Source organism: Hydrogenophaga crocea, from assembly GCF_011388215.1.
Taxonomy (GTDB): domain Bacteria; phylum Pseudomonadota; class Gammaproteobacteria; order Burkholderiales; family Burkholderiaceae_C; genus Hydrogenophaga; species Hydrogenophaga crocea.
In genome coordinates this window covers 953,826-975,894 of the sequence record NZ_CP049989.1, presented here as the reverse complement: position 1 = coordinate 975,894, position 22,069 = coordinate 953,826, and the positions used below count along the sequence as shown (strand labels likewise).

The window sequence follows — 22,069 nt, the reverse complement described above, 5'->3', positions numbered from 1 at the left end:
TGTACAGTCCCAGCCCTTCGCAGCCCGCCAACGCCCCCATGGACCTCCCCGCCCACCAGCTGAGCATGACCGTGCTCATGACGCCCGACATGGCCAACTTCTCGGGCAACGTGCACGGCGGCACCGTGCTCAAGCTGCTCGACCAGGTGGCGTACGCCTGCGCCAGCCGCTACGCCGGGCGCTACGTGGTCACGCTCTCGGTCGACCAGGTGATGTTCCGCCAGCCCATCCACGTGGGCGAGCTCGTGACCTTCCTGGCCTCGGTGAACCACACCGGCCGCAGCTCGATGGAGATCGGCATCAAGGTGGTGGCCGAGAACATCCGCACGCAGGTGGTGCGGCACGCCAACAGCTGCTTCTTCACCATGGTCGCGGTCGACGACGACGGCAAGCCCGTGGCCGTGCCGCCGCTGCGCCCCTTCACGCCCGACGAGCGCCGCCGCCACGACGCGGCCTTGGTGCGCAAGCAGCTGCGCCAGGACTACGCGGCGCGCACCGAGGCACTGCGCCAGGCGGGCTGAGGAAACCCCGGCCACGGCCCTGCGGGGAATGCTGGACACCGCCCGCGGGGAGCGCCCGCAGAGGGGCCGAACGCCCTCAACAAACGCTCACGGATCGCCGACAGTGACGGCAGCACCCGGCCACGCATGGCCTGGACGCCGACCCACAAGGAGGATCCGATGTTCAAGCGCACCGTTCGCCCCACCCGCCGCCTGGCCCGCCGCCTGGCACTGCCGCCCCTGCTGGCCCTGCTCGCCCTGCCCGCCTGGGCCCAGAGCAGCGCCACGTTCACCGTCACCGCCACCGTGCTGCCCGCCTGCACCGTGATCGGCGGCGGCGCACTGGCCTTCGGCATCGTCACGCCCGGCAACCAGTCCGACGGCAGCGTGAACGTGACGGCCATCTGCACCGTGGGCACGCCCTACACCCTCTCGCTGAGCGCCGGCACCGGCACCGGCGCCACCATGACCCAGCGCCGCATGACCAGCGGCGCCGACACCCTGGTCTACGGCCTGTACCGCGACGCCGGCCGCACCCAGCCCTGGGGCGACGGCACGGGCGGCTCGTCGACCGTGGCGTCCACCGGCACCGGCCTGTCGCAGAGTTTCACGGTCTACGGCCGCGTGCCCTCGAGCGCCACGGCCACGGTGGGTGTCTACCTCGACACCATCACCGTCACCGCCACCTACTGAGGCCGGCCATGCGCGCCGCCCTCATCGCTGCCCATATCGCCGCCCTCGCGGGGCTGCTGTTCGCGCAGAGCGCACAGGCCTTCCAGGTGCGCCCGGTGCGCGTCGACCTGGGCAGCCGCGCCGCCGCCACCCAGCTCATGGTGCACAACCCCACGCCGCGTCCGCTGCTGCTGCAGGCCGAGGTGTTCGACTGGTCGCAGCCTGCCGAGGCCGGCGACGAGCTGCGCCCCTCGACCGCGCTGATCGTGAACCCGCCCATCCTCGAGATCGCCCCGGGCGCCTCGCAGGTGGTGCGCGTGGGCCTGCGCGGCCCGGTGGAGGCCGGCGTGGAGCGCAGCTACCGCCTCTGGCTCACCCAGGTCGCCACGCCCGAACTGCTCGAAAGCGGCGTGCAGCTGCTCATGCGCGTGAGCCTGCCGGTCTTCGTCACGGGCGCCGGCACGCCCGGCCCGCAGCCGCACTGGAAGCTGGGCGAGAACGGCGTGGAGCTGCGCAACAGCGGCCTGCGCCACCTGCAGGTGCGCGCGCTCAAGCTCACCGCCTCCGACGGCCGCCAGGCCACGCTGGGCCCGTGTTACGCCCTGCCCGCCGGCCTGTGCCGCTGGGCGCTGCCCGCGGGCTGGACACCGGGCGCGCTGCGCTGGGAAGCCGACAGCGATGCCGGCCCGCTGGCCGGGGCGCTCGATGCGCCGTCGCCGCTCTGAGGGCCTGTGGCGCCTGCTGCTGTGGCTTGCCCTGCTGGGGCCGGCCGCGGTGCACGCGCAGCCCGCGCCGCGCCTGATCGAGGTCTGGCTCAATGGCCAGCGCGTGGACACCTACGCGCCGCTGATGGAAGAGGCCGGCGCCTGGTACGCACCGCGGGCGGTGCTGCAGCAGTGGCGGCTGCGCCCGGTCGATGCGCCGCGCTGGATCGAGGGCGCCGCCCACCACCGCCTGGACGCCTGGAACCCGCTGTTCGACGTCGCCGCGCAGCGCCTGGTGCTCGACGCGCCGATCGCCGACTTCGAACCCCAGCGGCTGCAGATGGACGGCACGCCCGCGACCCGCACGCCCATCGTGGAGCCGCTGCCCGGCGTGGCGCTCGACTACTCGAGCAACCTCGAGTCCGACCGCGGCGGCAGCCGCCACGCCACCCTGCTCGACCTGCGCGCCTTCGGCTGGAGCGCAGGTGGCCTGCTGCGCAGCAGCGGCGTGCTGCGCAGCGGCGCCGATCTGCAAAACCTGCCGCGCTGGCAGCGCCTGGACACCGCCTGGACCCACGCCGACCCGCAGGGACTGCGCCGCACCACCGTGGGCGACAGCATCACCTGCGGGGGTGAGCTCGCGCCCGCGCTGCGCTTTGCCGGCGTGCAGCACGGCACCGACTTCGCGCTGCGCCCCGACCTGATCACCCAGCCCCTGCCCGCGGTGCAAGGCAGCGCCCAGGTGCCCAGCGGCGTGGACCTGCTGGTCAACGGCCGCGCCGCGGGCACGGCCAGCGTGGGCCCGGGCCGCTACACGCTCGACGCCCTGCCCGGCGTGACCGGCGCGGGCGAGATCCGCGTGGTGCAGCGCGACGTGCTCGGCGTCGAGCAGGTGCAGACCGTGCCGTACTACGTGAGCCCGCGCCTGCTGCGCGAGGGCTTGTCCGATGGCTGCGCCGAGGCCGGCGTGCTGCGCCGCGGCTATGCCACCAGTGCCGACACCTACCGCGACGGCTTCGTCGCCGGCGCCCTGCGCCATGGCCTGAGCAACGACCTCACCCTGCTCGGGCGCGCCGAACTCGCGCGCCACGCGCGCACCGCGAGCGCCGGCCTGCACTGGGTGCCGGCGCGCCTGGGCGTGTTCAGCGCCCAGGTCGCCACCAGCGACACCGAGGGCCTGGGCCGTGGCCAGCGCACCGTGCTCGGCTTCGAACGCATCGAGCGGCGCGGCACCCTCAACCTCACGGCCGAAGCCAACGGCGCGCACTTCCGGCTGCTCGACGGCAGCGCGCTGCCGCGCCGGCGCGTCGGCCTGTTCGCGGGCACCTCGATCGGCCAGACCACCGTGTCGGGCGGCGCCATCTGGCAGCGCGACGCCTTCGACCGCCCCGCCCGCGTGCTCACCGCCGGCGTGCAGCGCCGCCTGGGCGCGCAGTGGCACATGGGCGCAAGCCTGTTCCGGCGCGAGGGCAGCACCAGCGTGGCCGTGCTGTTCACGCGCGCGCTCGACCCGCGCACCTCGGTGGCGGTGCGCGTGCAGGGTGGCGACCAGCCCGGCCTGACCGCGCAGGCGCAACGCAACGAAGCCACCACGGGCGGCCTGGGCTGGCGCCTGCAGGGCGGCAACGACGCGCTGCGCGGCCTGGCCGGCCTGAGCTGGCTCGGCGAGGCCGGCCGGGTCGAGCTGCAGGCCGCGCGCTGGCGCGACGACCCGTCCACCCATTGGCGCGCCACCGCGCAGGGCGGTGTGCTGTGGTTCGGCGGCGCGCCCGTGATCGGCCGGCCGCTGGGCGACACCGCGGCCGCGCGCGTGGAGCTCGACGGCCTGCCCGGCGTGGGCGTGCAGCTCAACCACCGCGACGTGGCCGTGACCGACGCCCGCGGCCACGCCTGGGTCTGGGGCCTGCTGCCCTGGCAGGACAACACCGTGGGCATCGCCGCCGACGTGCTGCCGCTGGACGTGGCCGTGACCGTGCCCACGCTCAACGTGCGCGCACCGGCCCAGACCGCGGTGCGCGTGCGCTTTCCGGCGCAGCGCACGCGCTCGGCGCTGCTGGTGGTGCTGCGGCCCGATGGCGCCTACGTGGCCGCCGGCTCGCGCGCCACGCGCCTGGGCGACGAAGGCTCGGCCGGCGCGCCCTTCGGCCACGGCGGCCAGGTCTGGATCGCCGACGCCGCGGCGCAGAACGTGCTGCGCATCGAAGGCCCGCAGGGCCTGTGCCACCTGAAGTTCACCCTGCCCGAGGATCTGCCCATGGCCACCCTCGGCCCGCTCACCTGCACCCCGGAGCTGCCCTCATGACCCCCGCGCTGCGCTGGCTTGCCCTGCCCCTGCTCTGGCTGGCCCTGCACACGGGCGCACAGGCCCACACCTGCAGCGTCGCGGCCACGCCGCTGGCCTTCGGCGCCTACACCTCGCCGGGCGGCGCGCGCGTGGACAGCCAGGCCGGCGTCACCGTGACCTGCACCCCCACCTACCTGCTGCTCGCCTGCAGCGTGAGCTACACGCTCACGCTCTCCAGCGGCAGCAACGGCAGCCCCGGCAACCGCCAGATGGCCGCCGGCAGCGGCCGCCTGGGCTACGGCCTCTACAGCGACAGCAACCGCCAGAGCGCCTGGGGCGACGGCGGCGCAGGCGGGCCCGGGGTGGGCGGCAACATCAGCACCAACCTGCTGGGGCTGGGCGTGGTCTGCCTGGCAGGGGCGAAGAACCACACGGTCTACGCGCGCATCCCCGCCAACCAGGTGGTGCCGGCGGGCAGCTACGGCGACACGGTGGTGCTGACCATCACCTACTGAGGCGGCGGACCGGCTGTTTTGCCGAGGGCGCGCAGACGGGTGGCCGACCCGGGGAACAGGCCGCGCGAACCGACCACCCACGGCCTGCTCGCGCCATCCCTGGCCAAGCCTCTACCCCCTTGCCCATGAACAAGCTTTCCGCAAACCAATACCCGGCCTCCATTCCCGCGGCCCACCCGGCGCCGCGACCGGCGCCAAACGCCGCGCCCGCCCGGCCGGCCCGCCCGCCGATGTCCTACCTGCCCGCGCTGCTGCGGCGGCTCCCGTGCGAAGCCACATCCCTGCAGCAGGCCTGGGCCGATCTGCGCCTGTGCCGCCGCGAATACCGGGCCATGCTCGGCGACGTGAGGCAGCTCGCCCAGCAGCGCATCGCAGGTCGGCCCCAGACCCTCAAACAGGCCCGGGCCGCGGCCATGCTGGCCATGATGGCCATCAAGACGGCGCCCCTCGACCAACAGGAAGGTGTCCTGAGCAAGCGCCGCGTTCGCGAGCGCCTGTACGCCTGCGCGGTCGAGCTCATGCAGACCTCGGCGAGCGATCTGGCCCAACTCAAGGCCGACTGGGTCCTGAAGGAGATGCGCTGGTACGCCGAAACCGCCATCCAGCACCACGCCATCCAACCCTCTGAGGTGCTGACCCGGGCCTGGATGGAAAAGGATGTGGTCGAGGGCCATCCGGTCGACAACCTGCGGCGGGTCATGCGATCCGCCGCCTTTGCGCCCGCGAAGGCGAAGGCGTCCGAGCCGCTGGCAAAGCGCCTGCAGACCGCCCTGCTCGCCTCGCACGTGGGCGTGGGCCAGCGCTCGGCCAAGCGGCAGGCGGCCGCAGAACTGGCCGTGCTGGCGGTGGTCACCGCGGGCCCCCTGAGCGGCGCAGACATGTGGTCCAAAAAGCACACGGAAGTCCTGTTCGGGTGCGCCCTGAGCCTCGTTGACCACATGGCCATTGGCGAGACCCTGGCGAACACCGACGGCCAGGCCATCCTTAGCGCCCTGCACGAGGCCTGGGCACAAGGCATCACCGATCCGGACCTGCTGTTGAAGGCGGTGGCGCGCCACGAGGTGCGGCTGGTGCTCGAAGGCGAGGCCCCCCCGGCCTGACCACGCCCCGCGGGCCCGGACTAATGCCCAGTTAATCCGGGCCCGTTCTGATCGCCGGCTTGCCCTGCCCGCAAGCCCGCCCGCCTCTCGCGCAGGCGCCTTCCATGGACGCGATCAACGCCTTTCTATTGCCCTGGTGGAACCTGCCGCCGTCTGCGCCGCCGGCCCTGGTGCTGCTGGCGCGGCTGGCCAGCGACAGCCTGCCCTGGGTCGCGGGCGCGGCGATCGCCGCGCTGGCGCTGGCCGGCGGCCCCTGGCGCACGGCCGCGCGGCACATGCTGCTCGCCATGGCCCTGGCCTGGCTGCTGGCCCGGGGCCTGCAGGCGGCCTGGCCCATGCCCCGGCCCGCCGCGCTGGGCCTGGGCACGCAGTGGGCGCCGCACGGCAGCTCGTCCACCTGGCCCAGCATGCACGCCACGGTGGCCGCGGCGCTCGGCGCGGCCGCGCTGCTGACGGCCCCACGCCGCTGGCTCGCGCTGGCCGCCCTGGGCCTGGCCGCGGCCGTGGCCTGGAGCCGCGTGGCCCTGGGCCTGCACTTTCCGCTCGACGTGTTCGCGGGCATCGGGGTGGGGGCGTTGAGCGCCTTCGCGCTGGCCCCGCGCCCCCGCGCCGCAGCGCCCGCGGCCCTGCCTCCCTGGTTTCCCGGCGCGCCCCTGGCCGCCGCCACCGTCCCCACCGCCATCCCGAGGAGCACGCCCATGACTGGCACGTCCCTGGAAGTCTCCGTCCTCATCCCCGCCAAAGACGAGGCCGACAACATCGGCCCGCTGGTGGCCGAGATCGCCGCCGCCCTCAACCCCCACATCGGCTTCGAGGTGGTGCTGGTCGACGATGGCAGCCGCGACGCCACCGGCGAGGTCTTCCTCGAACAATGCCGGCGCAGCGGCGTGCGCGGCCAGTTGCTGCGCCACGCGCACAGTTGCGGCCAGAGCACCGCGCTGCTCACCGCGGCCCGGCACGCGAACGGGCGCTTCCTGGTGACCATCGACGGCGACGGCCAGAACGACCCGGCCGACATCCCCGCGCTGATCGCCGAGGCCCGCCGGCTCCTGAGCGGCGGCCCCGATTTCTGCGTCGCGGGCCACCGCCGCCACCGCCAGGACACGCGCTGGAAGAAGCTGCAGTCGCGCATCGCCAACGCGGTGCGCCGGTGCGTGCTCGACGACGGCGTGCCCGACACCGGCTGCGGTCTCAAGCTCATCCCGCGCCAGACCTGGCTCAGCCTGCCCTACTTCGACCACATGCACCGCTTCCTGCCCGCGCTGGTGCAGCGCATCGGCGGGCGCGTGTCGGTGGTGCCGGTGAACCACCGGCCGCGCCGCGCGGGCATCTCCAAGTACACCGCCTGGAACCGGCTGTGGGTGGGGCTGGTCGACATGGTCGGCGTGCGCTGGCTGATGCGGCGCAGCCAGCGCCCCACCCTGAGCGACAAGCAAACCGTGGGCGAGCCGGCGCCATGACAAAGACGCTGATGGCCCTGGTCGTGAAGCCGCTCGTGTTCACGGGCGTGATCACGCTGGCCTTCCTCGCGCTGCACTACGGCTGGTGGGGCCCGGTCACCGAGGAAGACCTGCTGCACCGGCTGTTCCTGCACCATTGGAGCGTGGCCTGGCCGGTCTTCGGCGTGGCGGCCGTGGTCTACACCGCGCTCGGCGGGCCGCGCCAGGTGCTGGCCTTCAGCTGCGGCTACCTCATGGGCGGCTGGCAGGGCGCCGCGGTGAGCACGCTGCTCACGGTGGCGGGCTCGCTGCTCACCATGGCGGTGGTGCGCCATTTCACGGGCAACTGGATCCGCCAGCGCCACGCGGCGCGCGTGCAGGCCCTGCAGCAGCTGCTGGCGCAAGACACCTGGCTGTGGATCTGCCTGCTGCGCCTGCTGCCCGTGGGCAGCAACCTGGCCACCAACATCCTCGCGGGCCTGGCCGGCCTGGGCTTTTCCGAAGTGGCCCTGGGCAGCGCCATCGGCTACCTGCCGCAGATGGTGATGTTCAGCTACGCCGGCTCGGGCCTGGCCCTGCACAGCAGCACCCAGCTCTGGGCCAGCCTGGCCACGCTGCTCGTGTGCACCGGCATCGGCCTGTACCTGTACCGCAGCGGCCTGCGCGAGCGGCTCGACACCCTGCGGCGCGCCGCCCCCCCGACATGAACAGCCCCGACACCGCTCCGCGCGCGGGCCGCGACATCGGCATCGCCGTGCTGATGATCGCCACCCTGCTGGTGCTTGCCGCCGGCATCGGGATGCGCTCGCCCTGGCCCGCCGACGAGCCGCGCTTCGCGCAGATCGCGCGCGAGATGGTCGAGTCGGGCCAATGGCTGTTCCCGATGCGCGGCGGCGAGCCCTACCCCGACAAGCCGCCGGTCTTCATCTGGCTGGTGGCGCTGTTCTACCTGGCCACCGGCCAGCTCAAGATTGCCTTCCTGCTGCCCAGCGCGCTCGCGGGCATCGGCACGGTCTGGCTGGTGCACGACATCGGCCGGCGCATCTGGGGCGCCGACGCGGCGCGCAACGCGGTGCTGGTGCTGCTGCTCACGCCGCAGTTCCTGCTGCAGGCCAAGGGCGCCCAGCTCGACGCGCTGGTGTGTTTCTGGATCACGCTGGGTTGCTACGGCCTGCTGCGGCACTTCGTGCTCGGGCCGAGCTGGGGCTGGTACCTCGGGGCCTTCGCGGCCATGGCCCTCGGCATCATGACCAAGGGCGTGGGCTTTCTGCCGCTGTTCATGCTGATCCCGCTCGCCGCCTGGGGCGCGCGCACGGGTGCCCAGGGCGGCCGGCTCTGGGGCGCGCGCAGCTGGCTGGGCCTGGCCGTGCTGCTCGGCGTGCTGGCCTTGTGGCTGGGGCCCATGTTGTGGGCGGTGCAGGCCTCGGGCGACGAAGCGCTGCGCGCCTACCGCGACGACATCCTGCTGCGCCAGACCGCCGGCCGTTACGCCAACCCCTGGGGCCACATCAACGCCTGGCACTACCTGTTCACCGCGGCCATTCCCAGCGTGTGGCTGCCGCTGCTGCTGCTGTTCGCCACGCAGGGCCGGCGGCTCGCGGCGCTGCTGCGCCAGGACCGCACGGTGCGTGTGCTCATGGCCTGGGCCCTGATGGTGCTGGTGTTCTTCTCGCTCAGCCGCGGCAAGCGCATCGTGTACATCCTGCCCGCGCTGCCCATGCTGAGCCTGGCCGCGGGCGTGCTCTGGCAGCGCGCGCGCGAGGCCGGCGACACCCGCACCACCACGACCGCGCTGCGCGCGATGCTGGTGCTGGCCGCGGTGGCGATGCTGGCGCTCGGCGCGGTGGCGCGCTTCAAGCCCGGCCTGTTCGGGCCGCGGCTCGAGGACTACGGCGGTGCGCTGGCGGGCCTGTCCCTCCCGATGCTGCTGCTGGGCCTGGGGCTGCTCGCGGCCACCGCGCTCACCTGGCGGCGCGAGGTGCTCGAACAGGGCGTGCTGGTGTCGCTGGCCGGCTGGCTGGCGCTCTCGCTGTGGCTGTGGCCGGCCATGGACGCGCACCGCACGCCGCGCGCCGTGATGGAGCGGCTCGAACAGCGGCTCGAGCCCACGCGCGAGGTGGGCCTGCTGCAGTTCAAGGAGCAGTTCCTGCTGTTCTCGCGCCGGCCGCTGCACCACTTCAGCGTGATCGCGCCGCTGGCCGAGCAGGAGCGCAACGCCTGGCAGTGGCTGCGCGAAGACCCCGCGCGCGTGCTGCTGGTGCCCGACTCGCTGCGCCTCGAATGCTTCGACATGTCGCGGCTGCAGGGGCTGGGCAGCGCGCACGGCCAGGACTGGGGCCTGCTCGACGCCGGCGCGATGCGCCCCACCTGCGAAGCGCCGCGCGTGGTGCGCCGCTACAGCTGGCGCCCGCAGCGGCTGGACATCCTGCGCTGAGCGCCAGCGCCCGGGCCGGCGCACCGCGGCGGCGGCCATCGAGTGCGTACACTCGCCGCAACCCATGAGCCCGCAAGACTACGTCCAGCAGAAAGCCGCCGCCTCGGGCAGCAGCTTCTACTACGCCTTCCTGTTCCTGCCCCCCGAGCGCCGCGCGGCCATCACGGCCTTCTACGCCTTCTGCCGCGAGGTCGACGACGTGGTCGACGAGGTGAGCGACGCCGGCGTGGCGCAGACCAAGCTGGCATGGTGGCGCAGCGAGGTGGGCCGCGCCTGGCAGGGCCAGCCCACGCACCCGGTGACGCAGGCGCTGATGCCGCTCGCGCCCACCTTCGGCATCGAATCGCGCCACCTGCTGGCGGTGATCGAGGGCTGCCAGATGGACCTCGAACAAAGCCGCTACCTCGACTTCCCCAACCTGCAGCGCTACTGCCACCTGGTGGCGGGCATCGTGGGCGAGGTGGCCGCGCGCATCTTCGGCCAGACCGATGCACGCACCACCGACTACGCGCACCGCCTGGGCCTGGCCTTCCAGCTCACCAACATCGTGCGCGACGTGGGCGAAGACGCGATGCGCGGGCGCATCTACCTGCCCATCGACGAGCTGCAGCGCTTCGACGTCAAGGCCCACGAGCTGCTCAAGCGCGGCGCCGCGCCCGGCAGCGACGCGGCCGACTTCGAGCGGCGCTTTCGCGCGCTCATGGCCTTCCAGTGCCAGCGCGCGCTCGACACCTACGCCGAGGCCCTGGCCCTGCTGCCCGATGCCGACCGGCGCGCGCAAAAGCCCGGCCTCATGATGGCCAGCATCTACCGCACCCTGCTGCACGAGATCGCGGCCGACCCCATGGCCGTGCTCACGCAGCGCGTGAGCCTCACGCCGCTGCGCAAGTTCTGGCTCGCCTGGAAGGTGCAGGCGCTGGGGCGCCTGTGAACCGGGTCGCGGTGGTCGGTGGCGGCTGGGCCGGCCTGGCGGCGGCCGTGGCCCTGGCCGAGAACGGCCAGCAGGTGTCGCTGTTCGAGGCCGCGCACGCGCTCGGCGGGCGCGCGCGCCGGCTGGTGCTGCACCGCGGCGACGGTCTCGCCTGCACGCTGGACAACGGCCAGCACATCCTCATCGGCGCCTACCGCGACACGCTGGGCCTGATGCAGCACCTGGGCGTGGCGCCGCTCGACGTGCTGCACGCCTTGCCGCTGTCGCTGCGCTTCGCCGACGGCCGCGGCCTGCAGGTGCCCGACTGGGCCCGAAGCTGGCGCGCGCCGCTGGACGCGCTGGCCGCCATCGCCACCGCGCGCGGCTGGGGCTGGGGCGACCGCCTGGGCCTGCTGCGCGCCACGCTGCGCTGGCGCGCCGCGAACTTCGACTGCCCGCCCGGGGCCAGCGTGGCCGCGCTGTGCCGCGGCGTGTCGGCGCGCGCCATGGAAGAACTGATCGAGCCCCTGTGCGTGTCGGCGCTGAACCTGCCGAGCGCGCAGGCCAGCGGCCGCGTGTTCCTGCGCGTGCTGCGCGACGCGCTGTTCGGCCAGGCCACGGCGGGCATCGCGCCCGCGGCGCTGCTGCTGCCGCGCGTGGACCTGTCGGCCCTGCTGCCCGACGCGGCCGAGCGCTGGCTGCTCGAGCGCGGGCAGTCGGTGCACACGGGCCGCCGGGTCGAGCGCATCGCGCGCGACGGCGCGGGCTGGCAGCTGCAAACGAGCGACGGCACCGAGGCGCATTTCCAGCGCGTGGTCTGGGCCACGGGCGCGCCCGCGGCCGCGCGTGCCCTGGCCGCCGTGGCGCCCGAATGGGCCCGCTGCGCCGAGGCGCTGCAGCACACCGCGATCACCACGGTCTACGCCTGGGCGCCCGCGGCGCGGCTGGCGGCCCCCGTGCTCGCGCTGCGCGACGGCCCGGCCCAGTTCGTCTTCGACCGCGGCGCACTGAGCCCGCGCGACCCGGCCATGCAGGGCGTGATGGCGCTGGTGATCAGCGCCAGCGAAGGCGAGCGCGAGGCGCTGCAGGCCGCGGCGATCGCGCAGGCCGGCGCGCAGCTGGGCATCCACCTGCTGCCACTGCAGACCGTGACCGAAAAGCGCGCCACCTTCGCCTGCACACCCGGCCTGCAACGGCCGCCGGCCGTGGTGGCCGAGGGCCTGTGGGCGGCGGGCGACCACGTCGACGGCCCCTACCCGGCCACGCTCGAAGGCGCGGTGCGCAGCGGCCTGGAGGCCGCCCAGCGGGCGCTGGGCAAACCCGTGCGCGCGGATCGGGGAACCTAGACCCCGGGCCGCGGTCCCTCAGGCCCAAGACCGTTCACCCCCCGACCGAGGAGTACCCCATGGCGGCTGCCACCGTTGCACGACCCTTTTCCCGCGGCTTCATCGCCCTGTCCCTGTCGCTCGCCGCGCTCGCGGGCGCACACGCCCAGACCATGGTCAGCATCAGCGGCAGCACCGTGAACATGCGCGAGGCCCCCACGCTGGACAGCGCCGTGCTCTGGGAACTGCAGCGCGGCTACCCGCTGGAGGTGACCGGGCGGCGCGGCAGCTGGCTCGCGGTGAAGGACTTCGAGGGCGACACCGGCTGGGTCGCGCGCTCGATGACCGGCAAGGCACCGCACCACATCGTCAAGGGCCCGACCCTGAACCTGCGCAGCGCGCCCAGCACGTCGAGCGCGGTGGTCGCGCAGATGGCGCGCGGCGAACTGCTCAAGACACTCGAGAAGCGCCGCGACTGGGTGCGTGTGGAGCGCGCGAGCGGTGAGACCGGCTGGGTTTCGCGCCGCCTGGTCTGGGGCTTCTAGACCCCCACGCTGCGCCCCAAGCCGGATCGGGCTCAATACCTGGTTTTGACCGCGCGGTAAGCGGGCCGCGCCAGGCAGGCCTTGAGCCAGGCGTGCGTGAGCGGGTGATCGGCCATGAGCGGGCCCGAGGCCCGCGCCCACAGCAGCACGCTGGCCACGCACAGGTCGGCGACGGTGAAGCGCTGCGCCGCGAGGTGTTCCTGGCCGGCGGCCTGCTGGCGCTGCAGGTGTGCCTCGATCACGCGCAGCGGCACCGCGAGCCGGCGCTCGGCGGCGTCGGCCAGCGCGGGCTTGCGGCGCGGCTCGGGCATGGCCACGCGGTGCGCGAGCACGGTGAGCGCGTCGGCCTCGCATTCGTTGACGGCCCAGAAGCTCCAGCGCAGGGCCTCGGCCTCTTCGCGCGGGCTGGCGGGTGCGATGCCCACGCCATCGGCCACGCCGTGCACGCGCGCGAGGTAGAGCGCGCAGGCCATGCTTTCCCACACCACCACCTCGCCCTCGGGCCGCGCGTCCACCAGCACCGGGATGTGGCCGTTGGGGTTGAGCGCCAGGTGTTCGGGCGTGCGCGTGGCGCCGCCCAGGTAGGGCGTGGGCACGTGCGTGAAGGCCAGGCCGAGCTCGGTCGCGGCCCACAGCGGGCGCAGCGCGCGCGAGGCGGCGATGCCGTGCAGGGTCAGGCCAGCTGGTTGCACAGGCTCATGAGGTCGGGCACGGTCAGGTGCGGCTGCAGCGGGGCGTGTTCCCACTCGCGGCCGTCGCGATTGACCCAGGCCACCTGCAGGCCCGCGATCAGGCCGCCGAGCACGTCGAGCTGGGCGTCGTCGCCCACGTGCAGCACCTCGCCGGGGCGCACGCCCGCGGCCTCGGCCGCGGCGTGGAAGATGCGCGCGTCGGGCTTGCCCACACCGAACTCGCGCGCGCTGATGCTGTGGTGGAAGTGCCGGCCCAGGCCCACGCGGTGCACGTCGGCGTTGCCGTTGGACAGCGCCACCACCGGGTAGCGGCCGGCCAGCCATTCGAGCGCGGGCAGCGCGTCGTCGAACAGCTCGACGCGGTGGCGCGCCTCGAAGAACACCTCGAAGGCTTCTTCGGCGAGCTCGGGGTCGTCACCGGCCTTGAGCAGCACGAAACGGATCGACTCGCGGCGCAGCGCGCTCAGGTCGTTCGACAGATCGGGCCGCTTGATCTGCAGGTAGTGGCGCGCCTCGCGCAGCGCCTGCGGGTTGCCCGCGAGCACCGCGGTGGCGGGGGCGTGCTCGCGCAGCCAGGCGGCCAATGCGGCCTCGGCGCGTTCGATGGTGGGCCAGATCGGCCACAGCGTGTCGTCCAGGTCGAGGCTGATGGCCTTGATGCGGCCCGCATCCAGGGCCTGAAGCACAGCGGATCGCAGGGGCTCGTGGGTCGGGCTCGGGGTCTTGTTCATGCGTGCGGGAGAATAGCGCATGCCCTCCCCGACGTTTGCGCCCGAACCCCCATACGCCCACGGCAGCCCGGCCCGCACCGCCGTCGTGCTGTGCAACCTGGGCACGCCCGACGAACCCACCGCGCCCGCGCTGCGCCGCTACCTGGGCGAGTTCCTGTCCGATCCGCGGGTGGTCGAGATCCCGCGCCTGGTCTGGCTGCCCATCCTGCACGGCGTGATCCTGCGCGTGCGGCCGGCCAAATCGGCCGCCAAGTACGCGAGCATCTGGACGCCCGAGGGCTCGCCGCTCAAGGTCTGGACCGAGAAGCAGGCCAAGCTGCTCGGCGGCCACCTGGGCGAGCGCGGCCACCAGGTGCAGGTGCGCTATGCCATGCGCTACGGCAACCCCTCGATCGCCTCGGTGCTCGACGCGCTCAAGGCCGAGGGCGCCACGCGCATCCTGCTGCTGCCGGCCTACCCGCAGTACAGCGGCACCACCACCGCGAGCGTGATCGACGCCGTGACGGCCTGGAGCGCCCGCCAGCGCCACGTGCCCGAGCTGCGCTTCGTGAACCGCTACCACGACCACCCGGGCTACATCGCCGCGCTCGCGCGCTCGGTGCGCGCGCACTGGCAGGCCCACGGCCAGGCCGAGCAGCTGGTGATGAGTTTTCACGGCGTGCCCGAACGCACCCTGCACCTGGGCGACCCCTACCACTGCGAGTGCCTCAAGACCGGCCGCCTGCTCGCGCAGGCCCTGGGCCTGGACGCCAAGGGCTACCGCGTGACTTTCCAGAGCCGCTTCGGCAAGGCCAAGTGGCTCGAGCCCTACACCGAACCCACGCTGGTGGCCATGGCGCAGCAGGGCGTGAAAAGCGTGCAGCTGATCTGCCCGGGCTTCACGGGCGACTGCATCGAAACGCTCGAAGAGATCGACATGGAAGCGCGCGCGGCCTTCACCCAGGCCGGCGGCGAGCGCTTCGAGTACATCGCCTGCCTCAACGACCGGCCCGAGTGGATCCGGGCGCTCACCGACATCGCCGAGCAGCACCTGCAGGGCTGGCCCACGCGCGAGCCCGTGAACGCGCAGGCGCTCGACGACAGCCGCCAACGCGCACTCGCCCAGGGCGCCCGCCGCTGAGCAATCAGGTTCCGGTCAGGCACCGGCACCTAGGCTCGCGGCCATGAAAATCACCCGCGACACCCACGACCTGGTCGGCGGCGGTCTGATGACCGCCATCGGCCTTTTCTTTGCGCTGCACGGCAGCGCCTACGACTTCGGCAGCACGGCCCGCATGGGCCCGGGCTACTTCCCGGTGGTGCTGGGCTGGACGCTGGCCGCGCTCGGCCTGCTCGTGGCCCTGCCCGCCTGGTGGCGCCGCGGCAGCGCCATTGCCGTGGAATGGGGCAGCCTGTTCTGGTGCGTGCTGAGCCTGCTGGTCTTCGCGTTCACGCTGCACGGGCTCGGCGTGGTGCTGGCCTCGTTCGCCACCGCGCTGATCTCGCTCACGCCCACAGCCATGGCGTGGCGCACGCGGCTCACGGTCTGCGCGGTGGTGGCGCTGCTCACCACGCTGATCTTCCCGATCGGCCTGCAGATGGTGCTGCCGATCTGGCCCTGGAGCCCCTGAGCACGCCCCAGCGAGAACCCTGCCATGGAATTGCTCAACAACCTCTGGTTCGGTCTGCAGGTCGCGGCCGAGCCCATCAACCTGCTCTACTGTTTCCTCGGTGTCTTTCTGGGCACCGTGGTCGGCGTGCTGCCGGGCATCGGCGCGCTCGCCGCGATCTCGCTGCTGCTGCCGCTCTCGTACCACATCCCGCCCACGGCTGCGATCATCATGCTCGCGGGCGTGTACTACGGCGCGCAGTACGGCGGCTCCACCGCCTCCATCCTGCTGAACCTGCCGGGCACGCCCTCGTCGGCCGTGACCTGCATCGACGGCTATCCGATGGCGCGCAATGGCAAGGCCGGCGTCGCACTGTTCGTCACCACCATCGCCTCGCTGGCGGGGGCGATGTCGGGCCTGGTGCTGCTCACGCTGTTCTCGCCCGTGATCGCCGAGGTGGGCCTGAAATTCGGCCCCGCCGAGTTCTGCTCGATGATGCTGCTGGGCCTGGTCGCCGCGTCCTCGGTGAGTTCGGGGTCGGCGGTGAAAGGCCTGGCCATGATGGTGTTCGGCCTGCTGCTGGGCATGGTCGGCACCGACATCAATTCCGGCGTGGCGCGCTTCGCCTTCGACGTGCCCGAACTCACCGACGGCATCAACCTGGTGGCGCTGGCCATGGGCCTGTTCGGCATCGCCGAGGTGGTGCGCTGCATCAAGTCGGCCGACGCCAACCGCAAGATCGAGAAGATCTCGCTGCGCTCCATGGCGCCTTCGCGCGAGGAGTTCAGGGCCACGGTCAAGCCCATGGCCCGCGGCTCGGCGCTGGGCTCGGCACTGGGCGCGCTGCCCGGTGTGGGGCCGTCGATCGCGGCCTTCATGGCCTACGCCATCGAGAAGAAGGTGGCGCGCGACCCCAGCCGTTTCGGCAAAGGCGCCATCGAGGGCATCACCGCGCCCGAATCCGCCAACAACGCGGCCGCGCAGACCGCCTTCGTGCCCTCGCTGTCGCTGGGCATCCCCGGTGACGCGGTGATGGCCGTGATGCTGGGCGCGCTGATCATCCACGGCATCCAGCCCGGTCCCATGCTCATCAGCGAGCAGCCCGCGCTGTTCTGGGGCCTGGTGGTGAGCTTCGCGATCGGCAACATCATGCTGGTGATCCTCAACCTGCCCACCATCGGCCTGTGGGTCGCGCTGCTGCGCATCCCGTTCGCGTGGATGTACCCGGCGATCCTGGTGTTCGTGGCCCTGGGCGTGTACAGCGTCAACAACAACGGCTTCGACATCTACCTCGTGACCGCGCTGGGCGTCATGGGCTACCTGCTCATGGTGCTGCGCTTCGAGCCCGCCCCGCTGCTGCTGGGCTACATCCTGGGCCCGCTGATGGAGGAGTACCTGCGTCGCGCCATGCTGATCTCGCGCGGCGACCCGATGGTGTTCATCGAGCGCCCCATCAGCGCCACGCTGCTGGCCATGACGGCGGCGCTGCTGCTGTGGGCCCTGTGGTCGACGCTGCGCGGCAACCTGCGCGCCAGGCGGCAGCTCGCCGCGCTGCAGGCCGCGGCCGATTGAGGGCGCCACCACGGCCGTCTGCTAGCCTCGGACCGATGCGGATCCTGTTGGTGGAAGACGATGCGGTGCTGCGCGAGGTGATCGCGCGCAGCCTGACCGATGCCGGGCACCGGGTGGACGAAGCGGCCAGCGCGCAGACCGCCGCCCACCTGTGGCGCGTGCAACCCTTCGACGCGGTGCTGCTCGACCTCAACCTGCCGCAGCAGCCGCACACCGGCAGTCCCATGGCCAACGGCCTGGCCGTGCTGCGCGAGGCGCGCTCGCGCGGCGACCGCACCCCCGTGCTGGTGCTGACCGCACGCAACCGCACCGAAGAGCGCATCGCCGGCCTCGACAGCGGCGCCGACGACTACCTGGGCAAGCCCTTCGACCTCGCGGAGGTGGAGGCCCGGCTGCGCGCCCTGGTGCGCCGCGCCACCGGCAGCGACGACCTCACCCGCCTCGGCGCGCTCGAGCTCGACCGGCGCGCGCGCCAGTTCAGCGTGGCGGGCCAGCCGCTGGACCTGCCCGCGCGCGAGTTCGAGGTGCTGTGGGAGCTCATGAGCCCGCCGGGCCGCGCGGTGAGCAAACGCGAGCTGTCCGACAAGCTCTCGGGCTTCGATGAAGCGCTGGCCGACAACGCCCTAGAGGCCTTCATCTCGCGCCTGCGCAAAAAGCTCGCGGGCAGCGGCGCGGCGATCCGCACGCTGCGCGGCATCGGCTACCGCGTCGAACCCGAGGCACCATGAACCGCCCGCCCGCGCCCTCGTTGCGCGCGCGCCTGTGGCGGCACGTGATGCTGCCACTGGCCCTGAGCTGGCTGATCGGCACCGTGGCCACGCTGGGCGTGGCCAGCCACTTCACCGAGCGCGCCTTCGACCGCGCACTGCTCGACGACGCCTACGCAATCGCCTCGCACCTGCAGGCCCAGCCCGATGGCACGGTGGCGCTGCAGCTCTCGCCGGGCGAGCTCGAAGCCGCCCTGTTCGACCAGGCCGAGTTCGTGCACTACGCGGTACTGCGGCCCGACGGCTCCACGCTCACGGGCACACCGCTGCCCGCGTTGCGCCCGCCCTTGCCGGGCCAGAGCTTTCGCTACGGCAATGCGTTGCACGACGGCCGCGTGGTGCGTGGCGTGGTGCTGCGCCACGAAGTCGGCGATCAGGCGCTGCACGTCGTGATGGCGCACACCACGCGCGTGCGCAACGAGCTGCTGCACCAGCTGCTCCTGTACGGCGCCCTGCCCCTGCTGCTGCTGCTGGGCCTGCTGGCCCTGGCGATCTGGCGCAGCATCTCGCGCGACCTCGCGCCGCTGGGCCGGCTGCAGGCCACGCTTGCGCACCGCGACGCCAAGGACCTCACGCCGGTGGCGATCGCGCCGTCCACGCGCGAGATCGAACACCTGAGCCATGCCGTCAACGACCTGTTCGACCGCCTGGGTCGCAGCGTGCACGCCCAGCACGAGTTCGCGGGCAACGTGGCGCACGAGCTGCGCACCCCGCTCGCGCGCATCCGCGCACTGGCCGACTACGGCCTGGCGCATCCCGACGCCGCGGCCACGCGCGAGCAGTTGCGCCAGATCGCGCACAGCGCCGAGCGCGCGGGCCGGCTGGTGCACCAGTTGCTCGACCTCGCGCGCGCCGACGAAGCCGCGCTCGCACTCAAACCACAGCGGCTGGCGCTCGCGCCGCTCGTGGGCCAGGCGGTGCTGCGCCACCTCGACCGCGCCGACGCGCAGGGCGTGGACCTGGGCGCGCGCGGCCTCGACGACGGCGCCGACGAGGTGCACGTGATGGCCGACGCGGTGCTGATCGAAGGCATCCTGGACAACCTGATCGACAACGCGCTGCGCCACGGCGGCACCACGCTCACCATCGAGCTCGACGCGGACCGCGCCGCGGGGCACTGCACGCTCGCGGTGGCGGACGACGGCCCGGGCATGGACCCGGCGGCGCGCGGCGAGCTGGTCAAACGCTGGTCGCAGGGCGGCGAACGCAACGGCGAGCGCGTGGGTGCGGGGCTGGGCCTGTCGATCGTGGCGCGCTACGCGCAATTGCTGGGCAGCGCGCTGCGGCTCGATGCCGGCGAGCACGGGCGCGGCCTGCGGGCCAGCCTGCGCCTGCCGCTGGCCTGAGGCTCGCGGGTCGCGCGGGCCGCGCGACCCGGGCGACCGAGGCAACTCGCACGACAATACGCGCCTGCCCGCCGCTGCCGCCGGGCCCTCGCCCCATTGCCGACCGCCCCATGACCACCATCGCCATCACCCCCACCGTCCGCTGCGCCAACGACCTGCCCTTCGTGCTCTTCGGTGGCATGAACGTGCTCGAGTCCATGGACCTGGCGCTGCAGGTCTGCGAGCACTACGTGCAGGTCACGCAGCGCCTGGGCATCCCCTACGTGTTCAAGGCCAGCTTCGACAAGGCCAACCGCTCGTCCATCCACTCGTACCGCGGCCCGGGCCTCGACGAAGGCCTGAAGATCCTGCGGGCGGTCAAGGAGCGCTTCGGCGTGCCCGTGATCACCGACCTGCACGAGCCCTGGCAGGCCGAGCCCGTGGCCGCGGTGGCCGACGTGATCCAGCTGCCCGCCTTCCTCGCGCGCCAGACCGATCTGGTGGTGGCCATGGCCAGGACCGGGCGCGTGGTGAACATCAAGAAGCCGCAGTTCCTGAGCCCCTCGCAGGTGGTGCACATCGTCGAAAAATTCCGCGAGGCGGGCAATGCGCAGGTGCTGCTGTGCGAGCGCGGCGCGAGCTTCGGCTACGACAACCTGGTGGTCGACATGCTGGGCTTCGGCGTGATGAAGCAGACCACGGGCCAGCTGCCCATCATCTTCGACGTGACCCACGCGCTGCAGCAGCGCGAGGCGGGCGGCGCGGCCTCGGGCGGGCGGCGCCAGCAGGTGGTCGACCTCGCGCGCGCCGGCATGGCCGTGGGCCTGGGCGGCCTGTTCCTCGAAGCCCACCCCGACCCGGACCGCGCGAAGTGCGACGGCCCGAGCGCCCTGCCGCTGGACAAGCTCGAGCCCTTCCTCGCGCAGGTGAAGGCGGTGGACGATCTGGTGAAGTCCTTCGCGCCGCTGGACATCCGCTGAACGCGCGCGGGCGGGCGCGCGGGTTCAGTGCCCGCTCAGGAAACGCTGCACCAGATCGAACTGGTCGGGCACGTTGAGCGCGGGCGCGTGGCCGCAGCCCGGAATGGTCACCACCAGCGCGCGCGGCCCGCGGTCGCGCATGGCCTCGGCGGTGTCGGCCAGCAGCAGGTCGGATTCGGCGCCGCGCAGGCACAGCACCGGCACCTCGATGCGGTCGAAGGTGGGCCAGAGCTCGTAGTCCTGCGGGTGGTGCTCGAACTGCTGCACCATGGCCGGGTCGTAGTGCGGCGTCACGCGGCCGTCGGGCAGGCGGCGCAGCGAGCTTTCGGTGAGCTGGCGCCACTGCGCGTCGGGCAGGTAGCCATAGGGTTTGTAGACGGTGCGGAAGAACTGCTCGAGCTCGTGCACCGTGCCGAAGGCCGGCGGGTTGCCGGCGTAGGCGCGGATGCGCGCCACCGCGGGCGCGGCCAGTTGCGGCCCGATGTCGTTGAGCACCAGGCGCTCGATGCGGCCCTGCAGCGGCCCGGCCGCGCACACCATGCCGATCGCCCCGCCCATGGACGTGCCCACCCAGTGGAAGCGCTGCAGGCCGAGCTGGTCCACCAGCGAACGCGCCAGCCGCGCGTAGAACGACAGGCAGTACTCTTCCTGCGGCTTGGGGCTCCACTGCGACAGGCCGCGGCCGAGCGTGTCGGGGCAGATCACGCGCCAGCCCTGGGCGCACAGGTGCGCGGCCAGCGGGTCCATGTCGCGCCCGGTGCGCGCCAGGCCGTGCCAGGCGATCACCACCGGGCCGCCGGCCTGCGCGGGCACCCAGTCGGTGAAGTGGATCTCGCGGCCCTCGCACACGAGGTAACGCGAACGCGGTTCGGGGGTGGCGAGGTTCATGCGCCCTCCTTCGTGCCTTTGAGCGATGCGCGCTCGCGCAGCTTGCCCACCACGCCGGTGGGGAAGTGGTAGACCGAGAGCACGAACAGCAGGCCGAGCCAGAGCAGCCAGCGGTCGGGCGTGAGCAGGGCGGGCAGCAGCGGCACGCCTTCGGTGAGCGCACCGGCCCAGCGCAGCAGGTCCTGCAGGTAGCTCTGGGCGACCAGGAACACCACGCTGCCGATGATGGCGCCGTAGAGCGTGCCCATGCCGCCGATGACCACGATCAGCAGGATGTCCAGCATGATCTCGAAGGACAGCGAGGTGTCGGGCCCGTTGTAGCGCAGCCAGAGCGCCAGCAGGCAGCCCGCGAGCGTGGCGAACGAGGCGGCGATCACGTTGGAGAGCGTGCGGTACACCACCGTGCGGTAGCCCAGGGCCTCGGCGCGGAAGTCGTTTTCGCGGATCGCCTGCAGCACGCGGCCGAAGGGCGAGTTCACGATGCGCAGCATCACCAGGAACATGGCCGTGACGCACACGAACAGCAGGTAGTAGGTGATGAAGCGGCCGTTGAGCGCCACCGGGCCGAACGGGCCCTGGAAGTCGTCCTCCATCAGCGCGAAGCCCGGCGAGAGCAGCTCGGGCAGGCGGAAGGTCAGGCCGTCTTCACCGCCGGTGATGTCCGAGAGCTGCGAGGCCAGCGTGAGGAAGGCCGAGGCCACGGCGAGCGTGATCATGGCGAAGAAGATCGCGCGCACCCGCAGCGAAAACAGGCCGATCAGCAGCGACAGCAGCAGCGACAGCAGCAGGGCCCCGAGCGCGCCCACGATCAGCGCCCACCAGGTGGGGCCGAGCGCGGTGGCCGAGATGGCGATGCCGTAGGCGCCGATGCCGAAGAACATGGTGTGCGCGAAGCTCACGATGCCGGTGTAGCCGAGCAGCAGGTCGAAGCTGACCACCAGGGCGATGAAGATCAGCACTTTGGCGGCCACGTTGAGCGCCTTCACGCCCGGAAACAGGAAGGGCGCGAAGGCCAGGCCCAGCACCAGCAGCGCGAGCAGCACCGCCAGCGGGCGGCTGCGCGGCAGGTCGTGGGAGAGCAGACGGGACAACACGGG

At 72.8% G+C, this 22,069-nt stretch carries 22 protein-coding genes; 18 read left to right on the top strand and 4 right to left on the bottom strand.

Translation table 11 applies throughout. The features are described from left to right. The first annotated feature begins 38 nt into the window (after positions 1-38). From G9Q37_RS04675 to G9Q37_RS04620, 12 genes are all read left to right on the top strand, one after another. Complete coding sequence (locus G9Q37_RS04675; protein ID WP_166225261.1) at positions 39-521, top strand: acyl-CoA thioesterase; 483 nt, start codon at positions 39-41, stop codon at positions 519-521. A 159-nt stretch (positions 522-680) separates the two neighbouring features. Next, the gene (locus tag G9Q37_RS04670; RefSeq protein ID WP_166225258.1) at positions 681-1,193 is read left to right on the top strand and encodes a Csu type fimbrial protein; all 513 of its coding nucleotides are present in this window, start codon (positions 681-683) and stop codon (positions 1,191-1,193) included. Positions 1,194-1,201: 8 nt separating this feature from the next. Next, positions 1,202-1,897 (top strand): fimbrial biogenesis chaperone, encoded by a 696-nt coding sequence (locus G9Q37_RS04665; protein WP_166225255.1) that lies wholly within the window; start codon positions 1,202-1,204, stop codon positions 1,895-1,897. Further along, positions 1,878-4,178 (top strand): fimbria/pilus outer membrane usher protein, encoded by a 2,301-nt coding sequence (locus tag G9Q37_RS04660; protein ID WP_166225252.1) that lies wholly within the window; start codon positions 1,878-1,880, stop codon positions 4,176-4,178. The genes G9Q37_RS04665 and G9Q37_RS04660 overlap by 20 nt, the downstream gene beginning before the upstream one ends. Further along, the gene (locus G9Q37_RS04655) at positions 4,175-4,675 is read left to right on the top strand and encodes a Csu type fimbrial protein (protein ID WP_166225249.1); all 501 of its coding nucleotides are present in this window, start codon (positions 4,175-4,177) and stop codon (positions 4,673-4,675) included. Before G9Q37_RS04660 ends, G9Q37_RS04655 begins: the two co-directional genes overlap by 4 nt. Positions 4,676-4,905: 230 nt before the next feature. Beyond that, a complete protein-coding gene (locus tag G9Q37_RS04650) occupies positions 4,906-5,775 on the top strand; it encodes a hypothetical protein (protein WP_166225246.1) in 870 nt (289 codons plus the stop codon). Between the two features lie 104 nt (positions 5,776-5,879). Further along, complete coding sequence (locus G9Q37_RS04645) at positions 5,880-7,235, top strand: glycosyltransferase (protein ID WP_166225243.1); 1,356 nt, start codon at positions 5,880-5,882, stop codon at positions 7,233-7,235. Then, positions 7,232-7,921 (top strand): TVP38/TMEM64 family protein, encoded by a 690-nt coding sequence (locus G9Q37_RS04640; RefSeq protein WP_166225241.1) that lies wholly within the window; start codon positions 7,232-7,234, stop codon positions 7,919-7,921. The genes G9Q37_RS04645 and G9Q37_RS04640 overlap by 4 nt, the downstream gene beginning before the upstream one ends. Continuing rightward, complete coding sequence (locus G9Q37_RS04635) at positions 7,918-9,648, top strand: ArnT family glycosyltransferase (RefSeq protein ID WP_166225239.1); 1,731 nt, start codon at positions 7,918-7,920, stop codon at positions 9,646-9,648. The genes G9Q37_RS04640 and G9Q37_RS04635 overlap by 4 nt, the downstream gene beginning before the upstream one ends. A 64-nt stretch (positions 9,649-9,712) precedes the next feature. Then, positions 9,713-10,579: a presqualene diphosphate synthase HpnD gene (gene hpnD / locus G9Q37_RS04630; protein WP_166225236.1), complete on the top strand. Its 867-nt coding sequence runs from the start codon at positions 9,713-9,715 to the stop codon at positions 10,577-10,579. Further along, the gene (gene hpnE / locus G9Q37_RS04625) at positions 10,576-11,904 is read left to right on the top strand and encodes a hydroxysqualene dehydroxylase HpnE (RefSeq protein ID WP_166225233.1); all 1,329 of its coding nucleotides are present in this window, start codon (positions 10,576-10,578) and stop codon (positions 11,902-11,904) included. The genes hpnD and hpnE overlap by 4 nt, the downstream gene beginning before the upstream one ends. A gap of 59 nt (positions 11,905-11,963) precedes the next feature. Further along, positions 11,964-12,428 carry an SH3 domain-containing protein gene (locus G9Q37_RS04620; RefSeq protein ID WP_166225230.1) on the top strand — a complete coding sequence of 155 codons (465 nt, stop codon included), beginning with the start codon at positions 11,964-11,966 and terminating at the stop codon, positions 12,426-12,428. Between the two features lie 32 nt (positions 12,429-12,460). On the opposite strand, the gene G9Q37_RS04615 is transcribed toward G9Q37_RS04620, so the two are convergent. Continuing rightward, the gene (locus tag G9Q37_RS04615; protein ID WP_240936515.1) at positions 12,461-13,120 is read right to left on the bottom strand and encodes a glutathione S-transferase family protein; all 660 of its coding nucleotides are present in this window, start codon (positions 13,118-13,120) and stop codon (positions 12,461-12,463) included. Beyond that, positions 13,102-13,851: an HAD family hydrolase gene (locus tag G9Q37_RS04610; protein ID WP_166225228.1), complete on the bottom strand. Its 750-nt coding sequence runs from the start codon at positions 13,849-13,851 to the stop codon at positions 13,102-13,104. The genes G9Q37_RS04615 and G9Q37_RS04610 overlap by 19 nt, the downstream gene beginning before the upstream one ends. A gap of 19 nt (positions 13,852-13,870) precedes the next feature. Between G9Q37_RS04610 and hemH the strand changes: the two genes are divergently transcribed. From hemH to kdsA, 6 genes are all read left to right on the top strand, one after another. Then, positions 13,871-14,971 (top strand): ferrochelatase, encoded by a 1,101-nt coding sequence (gene hemH, locus G9Q37_RS04605; RefSeq protein ID WP_166225225.1) that lies wholly within the window; start codon positions 13,871-13,873, stop codon positions 14,969-14,971. A gap of 43 nt (positions 14,972-15,014) precedes the next feature. Then, positions 15,015-15,461 (top strand): tripartite tricarboxylate transporter TctB family protein, encoded by a 447-nt coding sequence (locus G9Q37_RS04600; RefSeq protein ID WP_166225222.1) that lies wholly within the window; start codon positions 15,015-15,017, stop codon positions 15,459-15,461. 24 nt (positions 15,462-15,485) lie between these two features. After that, on the top strand, positions 15,486-17,012 hold the full coding sequence (locus G9Q37_RS04595; RefSeq protein ID WP_166225219.1) for a tripartite tricarboxylate transporter permease: 1,527 nt from the start codon (positions 15,486-15,488) through the stop codon (positions 17,010-17,012). Between the two features lie 35 nt (positions 17,013-17,047). Then, complete coding sequence (locus tag G9Q37_RS04590; RefSeq protein ID WP_166225216.1) at positions 17,048-17,740, top strand: response regulator transcription factor; 693 nt, start codon at positions 17,048-17,050, stop codon at positions 17,738-17,740. Further along, a complete protein-coding gene (locus G9Q37_RS04585) occupies positions 17,737-19,125 on the top strand; it encodes a sensor histidine kinase (protein WP_166225213.1) in 1,389 nt (462 codons plus the stop codon). Before G9Q37_RS04590 ends, G9Q37_RS04585 begins: the two co-directional genes overlap by 4 nt. 110 nt (positions 19,126-19,235) lie before the next feature. Continuing rightward, positions 19,236-20,084, top strand: coding sequence for a 3-deoxy-8-phosphooctulonate synthase (kdsA, locus tag G9Q37_RS04580; RefSeq protein ID WP_166225210.1), 849 nt, complete (start codon positions 19,236-19,238; stop codon positions 20,082-20,084). Positions 20,085-20,108: 24 nt separating this feature from the next. Here the strand turns inward: kdsA and G9Q37_RS04575 are convergent, their stop codons facing one another. Together G9Q37_RS04575 and G9Q37_RS04570 are read right to left on the bottom strand one after the other, a co-directional pair. Continuing rightward, positions 20,109-20,972: an alpha/beta fold hydrolase gene (locus tag G9Q37_RS04575; RefSeq protein ID WP_166225207.1), complete on the bottom strand. Its 864-nt coding sequence runs from the start codon at positions 20,970-20,972 to the stop codon at positions 20,109-20,111. Beyond that, positions 20,969-22,066: a branched-chain amino acid ABC transporter permease gene (locus G9Q37_RS04570; RefSeq protein ID WP_166225204.1), complete on the bottom strand. Its 1,098-nt coding sequence runs from the start codon at positions 22,064-22,066 to the stop codon at positions 20,969-20,971. Before G9Q37_RS04570 ends, G9Q37_RS04575 begins: the two co-directional genes overlap by 4 nt. Positions 22,067-22,069: the final 3 nt, after the last annotated feature.